The sequence below is a fragment of the Streptomyces sp. NPDC005438 genome (genome assembly GCF_040606315.1).
Lineage (GTDB): Bacteria > Actinomycetota > Actinomycetes > Streptomycetales > Streptomycetaceae > Streptomyces.
Genome location: NZ_JBEXEP010000002.1, coordinates 795,103 through 802,808 on the forward strand (window position 1 = coordinate 795,103; position 7,706 = coordinate 802,808).

Here is a 7,706-nt window from a genome sequence, read left to right on the forward strand (position 1 = left end):
TCTCCCAGGTGGGGGTTTCAGGAATTCCAAAGGTTCTGTACGGCGAGGCCATGAATCGCCGGCGGAGACTGTACGAATCTAACGAGGGTTTTCCCGGGTTAATTTTCGTAGGGTCTACACATGACCGATGTCTCTCAGTCCACTGCCCAAGACCAGCCAGTCGCTCCTGAGGACCAGGACGCGCGGGGGCGTGTGGAGGAGTTGCGCGCCCTGCGCGAGGAAGCCTGTGCCGGCCCGAGCGCGCGTGCCACCGAGGCCCAACACGCCAAGGGCAAGCTGACGGCGCGTGAGCGTATCGACCTGCTGCTGGACGAGGACTCCTTCCGCGAGGTCGAGCAACTGCGCCGACACCGTGCGACCGGCTTCGGACTGGAGGCCAAGCGTCCGCACACCGACGGGGTGGTGACCGGCTGGGGCACGGTCCACGGGCGTACCGTCTTCGTCTACGCCCACGACTTCCGCATCTTCGGCGGTGCCCTCGGCGAGGCGCACGCCACCAAGATCCACAAGATCATGGACATGGCGATCGCCGCCGGCGCGCCCCTGGTCTCCCTGAACGACGGCGCCGGAGCCCGTATCCAGGAGGGCGTCTCCGCCCTGGCCGGCTACGGCGGCATCTTCCAGCGCAACACCCGCGCCTCCGGGGTCATCCCCCAGATCAGCGTGATGCTCGGCCCCTGCGCCGGCGGCGCGGCCTACTCGCCGGCCCTGACCGACTTCGTGTTCATGGTCCGGGAGACCTCCCAGATGTTCATCACCGGCCCGGACGTCGTCCAGGCCGTCACCGGTGCGCAGGTCTCCCAGAACGGCCTGGGCGGAGCCGACGTCCACGCCGCCACCTCCGGCGTCTCCCACTTCGTCTACGACGACGAGGAGGGCTGCCTGGAGGACGTGCGGTACCTGCTGTCCCTGCTGCCGCAGAACAACCGCGAGAACCCCCCGGTGGTGGAGACCCAGGACCCGTCCGACCGGAGGGTCGAGTCCCTGCTGGACCTGGTGCCGGTCGACGGCAACCGCCCCTACGACATGCGCGCCGTGATCGAGGAACTGGTCGACGACGGCGAGATGTTGGAGGTCCACGAGCGGTGGGCCACCAACATCGTCTGCACCCTGGCGCGGATGGACGGCCAGGTGGTGGGGCTGGTCGCCAACCAGCCGCAGTCGCTCGCCGGCGTACTCGACATCGAGGCCTCGGAGAAGGCCGCCCGCTTCGTGCAGATGTGTGACGCCTTCAACATCCCCATCCTCACGCTGCTGGACGTCCCCGGCTTCCTGCCGGGCGTCGACCAGGAGCACGGCGGCATCATCCGTCACGGCGCCAAGCTGCTGTACGCCTACTGCAACGCGACCGTGCCCAGGATCTCCGTCATCCTGCGCAAGGCCTACGGCGGCGCCTACATCGTGATGGACTCGCAGTCGATCGGCGCGGACCTCACCTACGCCTGGCCGACCAACGAGATCGCGGTGATGGGAGCCGAGGGCGCCGCCAACGTCATCTTCCGACGGCAGATCGCCTCCGCCGAGGACCCCGAGGCCATGCGGGCGCGCATGGTCAAGGAGTACAAGGCCGAGCTGATGCACCCGTACTACGCGGCCGAACGCGGCCTGGTCGACGACGTGATCGACCCGGCCGACACCCGCCGGGTACTGATCGACTCCCTGGCCATGCTGCGCGGCAAGCACGCCGACCTGCCGTCCCGCAAGCACGGCAACCCACCGCAGTAGCCACCCGGTCGGGGCCCACGGCGGTCCCGACCTCGCACAGGGCAACAGGACACGGAACTCACAGATCGGGAAGGTTCATGGGGCTCGGAGACAACAGCCAGGCGAACACCCTGGTGCGCGTCGAGAAGGGGCAGGCCAGCGACGAGGAACTGGCCGCCGTCACCGCTCTGTTGATGGCTCGGGCGGCGGCCGGAGCCACGTCCGGCTCCCGCCCCGCCCCACGGCGTGACCGCGCCGGGTGGCGCCGGCTGGAGCGCGCACGGGGGTTCCGCGCCCCCCACAGCTGGCAGGACTGATCCCGCCCCGGGGCCGTCCGTCAGGCCCTTCCCCCGTGCGGCACGTCCCCGGCCGGGGACGGCCGTCACCCGACACCTGAGCGGGGGCTCGCCGGGCTTCCGGTGAAGACATGTGTGAGGGGCCCCATCCGACGGATGGGGCCCCTCACACATGTCCTCGTACGGCCTCGACCCGGCGTAGTCCGGCGCGGCCGTCGGGCGTTCAGTTCTCGTTGGGTGCGTGCGCCAGCACGGTGCGGCGGGGGTTGGCCGTCTGGGCCGGCAGCTCGACGTCGGTCGTCTCCTCGACGCGCGGCCGGATCAGGGCCTCGGCACCCTCCAGATGGGTCAGGGTGACGCGCTTCGGGTTCGCGGTGTTGTTACGGGCGATCGTGGACTTCACGGTTGCCGTTCCCCCAGTTCCTCGGTCTCTGCTACCTGAATTCGAGATGGCGAAGCGCGGTGCGCTGCCGCGCGCATCGAGCGTAGGCGTGTGGTTACCGAGACGGGTGTGAGTCACGCCTCCATGGTCATGTGATTTTGATCACGATCAAGGTTTCAGGGAGGGGGAATCTCACAGTCCGCCCCCTCGGGGAGGCGCCGGCCATATGCGGCGTTACGCTACCGAACGCGGCTCCCCCGACCGCCCCGCGGGGGGTGGCGCCTCGTGGCCGAGTTTGGGCGTTGTCTCAGGCCAACTCGGTTGCGGCGTACGCCAATTCAACATCACGTGACTCGGTGTGCGCATAGCGTCACATCTGTCACAGGGTTATCCACAGCCCTTGTTGGAGATCCAGCACTGTGCTGGAATTCCACGGACCGCCGCAGGAGAAGGAGCCGGCGCGCAAGGCGCAAAGTAGCGCTGCGCGGCGGTGTACAGAGGGGACGCGCCGGTCACTCACGACCGCCCGGGGGCTTTGGAATCCCCAAGACTCGATACCGTCCCGCCGTCGCAAGCGGGGGGACGCCTGGTCCAGAGGTTGCGACGCTAGTGCAGGGACGTTTCAAGAGGGATGGCAGCGCTGAGGGGGATCAGGAGCTGCGCGGTGTGACCGACCGTGGCTCCGCGCCTCAGCGCGCCGAAGAGATCGGCTCCTCGGCCGCCGGCCAGGAGCCGGCCGCCGCCGCGCCCACGGCTGGGCAGACGGACGGCGAGGCCGGTGGTGACGCCCAGCAGTCCGAGCCCAACTACGGCTCGCGCTTCGCCCTGCGCAACTGGCGGATCAGCACCAGACTCGTCTCCCTGCTCGTTCTCCCGGTCGTCGCGGCCACCACCCTGGGCACCCTGCGCATCCAGGACTCGCTGGGCAACGTGGACCAGCTCGAGAACATGAAGCTGCTCACGGAGATGACGAAGCAGGCCACCGAGCTGGCCTCCGCTCTCCAGGAGGAGCGTGACCGCTCCGCGGGCCCACTGGCCGGTGACGGCAGCCCCAAGGACGACTCGGTGGTCGCTCCCCGGGAGCGCACCGACCAGGCCATCGACGCCTTCCACGACTCCAGCACCGACCTGGACGAGTCGGACAGCGACAACCGCGTGCTCGCCGGTGTGCGTTCCACCGTGGTCGACATCGGCCACCAGCTCAAGGGCATCAAGCGCATCCGGGAGCGGGCGTACTCCAACGAGGAGTACATCTCCGAGACCGTCGACTCCTACAGCCAGCTGATCGAGTCCCTGCTCTCCCTGTCGCAGGACATGGCCCAGGCCACCAGCAGCCCGGAGATGATCCGTAGCACCCGTGCCCTGGCGGCCTTCTCCTCCGCCAAGGAGTACGCCTCCATCCAGCGTGCGGTGATCTCCGCCGGGCTGGCCCGTGAGGGCGGCCCTGGCCTCTCCGAGAGCGACCGGCTCTACGGCAAGAAGGCCTCCGAGAGCGAGACCGCCAAGATCGACAGTTTCGGCCAGATCTACGGCACTCAGCGCGCCAGCGAGCTGATCGAGCCGCTCGACGGCGGAAACGTCAACATCACCACGGCCAACAAGGTCGCCGACGAGGTGCTGGGCACCCGCGACGGCATCAAGAACGTCAAGCGCACCTACGTCGACTGGTTCGACCTGGACCGCTCGACCATGAGCGAGATGGTCAAGATCGAGGGCGCCCTCCTCGACGAGATGGAGGAACAGGCCGTCGATCTGAGGACGGACGCCCAGCGCGACGCCCTGATCAACGGTGCGCTGATCCTCCTGGTGCTGGGTATCTCCCTCGTCGGCGCCTTCGTCGTGGCCCGCTCCATGGTCCGCTCGCTGCGGCGACTCCAGGACACCGCCCAGGACGTGGCCCGCAAGCGCCTGCCCGACCTGGTCAAGCAGATGTCCGAGGCCGAGCCCCAGGAGGTCGACACCTCCGTCACCTCGGTCGGTGTGCACAGCCGGGACGAGATCGGCCGGGTCGCCTCGGCCTTCGACGACGTCCACCGGGAAGCGGTACGTCTCGCCGGCGAGCAGGCCCTGCTGCGGGGCAACGTGAACGCGATGTTCACCAACCTCTCGCGCCGCAGCCAGAGCCTGATCCAGCGCCAGCTGTCGCTGATCTCCGAGCTGGAGTCGCGTGAGGCCGACCCCGACCAGCTCTCCTCGCTGTTCAAGCTGGACCACCTGGCGACCCGTATGCGTCGTAACGGTGAGAACCTGCTGGTCCTCGCCGGCGAGGAGCCGGGCCGACGCTGGACCCGCCCGGTGCCGCTGGTGGACGTGCTGCGTGCCGCCGCCTCTGAGGTGGAGCAGTACGAGCGCATCGAACTCAACGCGGTCCCGGCCAGCGAGGTCGCCGGTCGGGTGGTCAACGACCTGGTGCACCTGCTGGCCGAGCTGCTGGAGAACGCCACCTCGTTCTCCTCCCCGCAGACCAAGGTCAAGGTCACGGGCCACGCCCTGCCCGACGGGCGGGTGCTGGTCGAGGTGCACGACACCGGTATCGGCCTGTCCCCGGAGGACCTGGCCGCGATCAACGAGCGGCTGGCGAACCCCCCGACCGTCGACGTGTCGGTCTCCCGCCGCATGGGCCTGTTCGTGGTCGGCCGGCTGTCGCTGCGGCACGGTATCCGTATCCAGCTGCGTCCCTCGGACTCCGGCGGCACCACCGCGTTGGTGATGCTGCCGGTCGACGTGACCCAGGGCTCCGGCCCCTCCGGCACCGCCTCCAAGGGCCGCACCCCGGTGAGCCCCGGCGCCACCTCGGGCATGACGGCCTCGCTGCACCGCGAGCCCCCGCAGGCGGGTCAGCGCGGCGCCGGGCAGCCGCCCCGCAGCCAGGTACGCCGGGCGGCGACGCGTCCCGAACTGACTGGTGGGGACGGACCGAACACACCTCAGGACCGCCCCACTGGTGAGCCGAACGAGCCTCAGGACCGCCCCCAGGAACCTCAGGATCGCCCCCAGCCGGTGCCCCCGCGCACCGCGAGTGGGCTGCCCACCCGGACCAGGGACGGGGCGAGGTCGGGTGGAGCCCCCGAGACCCAGGGGACCCCGGTCAGCTTCTTCGGAGAGGCGCCGCCCAGCCGTTCCTCCGAGGAGCGCCCGGACAGCGGCAACCGGCTCGCGCCCCTCCAGACCCGGCGCGGGGCTCCTTCACCGAACGCCTCGGACCAGCCGACGCCCAGTGACACCCCCGTTCCTCCCACCGGAGTCCCGACCGGACCCTCGGAGGGTGGCCGTGGGGGCGACACCGGGCAGCGCAGACCGAGTTGGGCCACCGAGGACCGTCCGCGCGGCCACGACGAGCCCGCCTCCTCCACCCAGGAGCACGCCGGCCGGCAGTCGCGGGACCACAGCGACACCAGTCACTTCACCGCACCCCCCGAGCCTCACGCGGGGCCGCAGGAGATCCGTCAGTTCGCGGTGCCGCCGCCGGCCCCGCAGCAGCCCGGTCAGTTCGCGACTCCGCAGCCGTACGACCGGATACCGGAGCAGGACCCGGACCTGGGCGTTCCCACGGGTTCCTCGGCGCCGGACGACATGCGTACGCCGATCTTCGAGTCCATGGAGTCCAACTGGTTCCGGGAGCAGGGCGCCGCGCAGCAGCAGCCCCCGGAGGAGCCCGAGCCGGCGGCGGAGCCATCGCAGGAGCCCCAGCCCGCCCCGGTGGGCGGTCTCGGGAGCGAGGAGGAGCTGAGCTCCGACACCGCCCGGCTGCCTCGTCGTCGGACGGCCCCCACGGCAGAGCAGGCCAGCGCGGAGCAAGAGTCTCCTTCCGAAGCCACCGGAAGGTCCACGGGCGGGAGTTGGGGAGCCTCGCCCAATGACGAGAGGTGGCGGCAGGCGGAGCAGGTGCGCCAGCCGTCGGCCGGAGGTGTCACCACCTCGGGGCTGCCCCGACGCGTGCCGCGTGCCAATCTGGTGGCGGGCACGGCACAGCAGCAGTCCACCGCTCGTTCCGGTCCTCAGGTCTCGCGCTCGCCCGACGACGTGCGTGGCCGGTTGACCAATCTCCGTCGCGGTATCCAGCAGGGCCGGCAGGCCGGGGAGCGCCGCGGCACCGGTCCCTCTCACCAGCAGGAGCGTTAGTTGAGTCCGATGAGCCAGGCGGCGCAGAACCTGAACTGGTTGATCACCAACTTCGTGGAGAACACCCCCGGGGTGTCGCACACGGTGGTGGTCTCCGCGGACGGGCTTCTGCTCGCGATGTCCGAGGGCTTCCCGCGCGATCGTGCCGACCAACTCGCCGCGGTCGCTTCGGGGTTGACCTCCCTCACGGTCGGAGCCTCACGGATCTTCGAGGGTGGTGCGGTGAACCAGACCGTGGTGGAGATGGAGCGGGGTTTCCTGTTCATCATGTCCATCTCGGACGGCTCCTCGTTGGCGGTCCTCGCGCACCCGGAGGCCGACATCGGTCTCGTCGGATACGAGATGGCCCTGCTGGTCGACCGTGCCGGCACTGTTCTCACCCCTGACGTTCGCGCCGAACTGCAGGGCAGCATCCTCAACTGAAAAGCCCCTCCTTGTTCCATGAGCACCACTGACCAATCCACTGAACTGATGCCTCGACCGGAGGAGCTATGATCCCGCCGACCGCCTCGCCCGGCCCGTACGGTGCCCCGGACCACCACGCGCCGTACGGGGGTGAAGGCGACCAGCCACTGGTACGTCCTTACGCGATGACCGGTGGCCGTACCCGGCCTCGTTACCAACTCGCTATCGAGGCACTGGTCAGCAGCAACGCTGACCCCTCGCAGGTGCAGGGACTGCTCCCCGAACACCAGCGGATCTGCCACCTGTGCTCCGAGGTGAAGTCGGTGGCGGAGGTTTCCGCGCTGTTGGCCATCCCTCTGGGGGTGGCTCGAATTCTCGTGGCGGACCTTGCCGAGGCTGGCATGGTGGCTATCCATCAGCCGGGTAGTGCCAGTGACCCAGGCGGTGCACCGGATGTGACTTTGCTCGAAAGGGTGCTCAGTGGACTTCGTAAGCTCTAGCGTCGACCAGCAGGGCGGGCAGGGGGAGACCGCCGCCCGCTCGACCACCTCCGCGAAGATCGTGGTGGCGGGTGGTTTTGGTGTGGGTAAGACGACGTTCGTCGGTGCGGTTTCGGAGATTAATCCGCTGCGTACCGAGGCGGTGATGACGTCGGCGTCGGCGGGGATTGATGATCTGACGCATACGGCGGACAAGACCACCACGACGGTGGCGATGGATTTTGGTCGTATCACGTTGGATCAGGATCTGATCCTGTACCTGTTCGGTACGCCGGGTCAGGACCGTTTTTGGTTTAT

At 69.1% G+C, this 7,706-nt stretch carries 7 protein-coding genes; 6 read left to right on the forward strand and 1 reads right to left on the reverse strand.

Translation table 11 applies throughout. The features are described from left to right. The first annotated feature begins 120 nt into the window (after positions 1–120). Together ABZT14_RS08185 and ABZT14_RS08190 are read left to right on the forward strand one after the other, a co-directional pair. The gene (locus tag ABZT14_RS08185; RefSeq protein WP_356298500.1) at positions 121–1,725 is read left to right on the forward strand and encodes an acyl-CoA carboxylase subunit beta; all 1,605 of its coding nucleotides are present in this window, start codon (positions 121–123) and stop codon (positions 1,723–1,725) included. Between the two features lie 77 nt (positions 1,726–1,802). Next, positions 1,803–2,021 carry an acyl-CoA carboxylase subunit epsilon gene (locus ABZT14_RS08190; protein ID WP_356298502.1) on the forward strand — a complete coding sequence of 73 codons (219 nt, stop codon included), beginning with the start codon at positions 1,803–1,805 and terminating at the stop codon, positions 2,019–2,021. A gap of 202 nt (positions 2,022–2,223) precedes the next feature. Here the strand turns inward: ABZT14_RS08190 and ABZT14_RS08195 are convergent, their stop codons facing one another. Next, positions 2,224–2,403, reverse strand: coding sequence for a hypothetical protein (locus ABZT14_RS08195; protein ID WP_356298503.1), 180 nt, complete (start codon positions 2,401–2,403; stop codon positions 2,224–2,226). A gap of 588 nt (positions 2,404–2,991) precedes the next feature. On the opposite strand from ABZT14_RS08195, the gene ABZT14_RS08200 reads away from it, so the two are divergent. From ABZT14_RS08200 to ABZT14_RS08215, 4 genes are all read left to right on the forward strand, one after another. Beyond that, a complete protein-coding gene (locus ABZT14_RS08200; protein ID WP_356298504.1) occupies positions 2,992–6,504 on the forward strand; it encodes a nitrate- and nitrite sensing domain-containing protein in 3,513 nt (1,170 codons plus the stop codon). A 9-nt stretch (positions 6,505–6,513) separates the two neighbouring features. After that, on the forward strand, positions 6,514–6,927 hold the full coding sequence (locus ABZT14_RS08205) for a roadblock/LC7 domain-containing protein (RefSeq protein ID WP_356298581.1): 414 nt from the start codon (positions 6,514–6,516) through the stop codon (positions 6,925–6,927). A gap of 68 nt (positions 6,928–6,995) precedes the next feature. Next, positions 6,996–7,409 carry a DUF742 domain-containing protein gene (locus ABZT14_RS08210; RefSeq protein WP_356298506.1) on the forward strand — a complete coding sequence of 138 codons (414 nt, stop codon included), beginning with the start codon at positions 6,996–6,998 and terminating at the stop codon, positions 7,407–7,409. After that, positions 7,390–7,706 (forward strand): ATP/GTP-binding protein (locus ABZT14_RS08215; protein ID WP_356298508.1); only part of this gene is annotated, 317 nt, incomplete at its 3' end. The genes ABZT14_RS08210 and ABZT14_RS08215, both read left to right, overlap by 20 nt.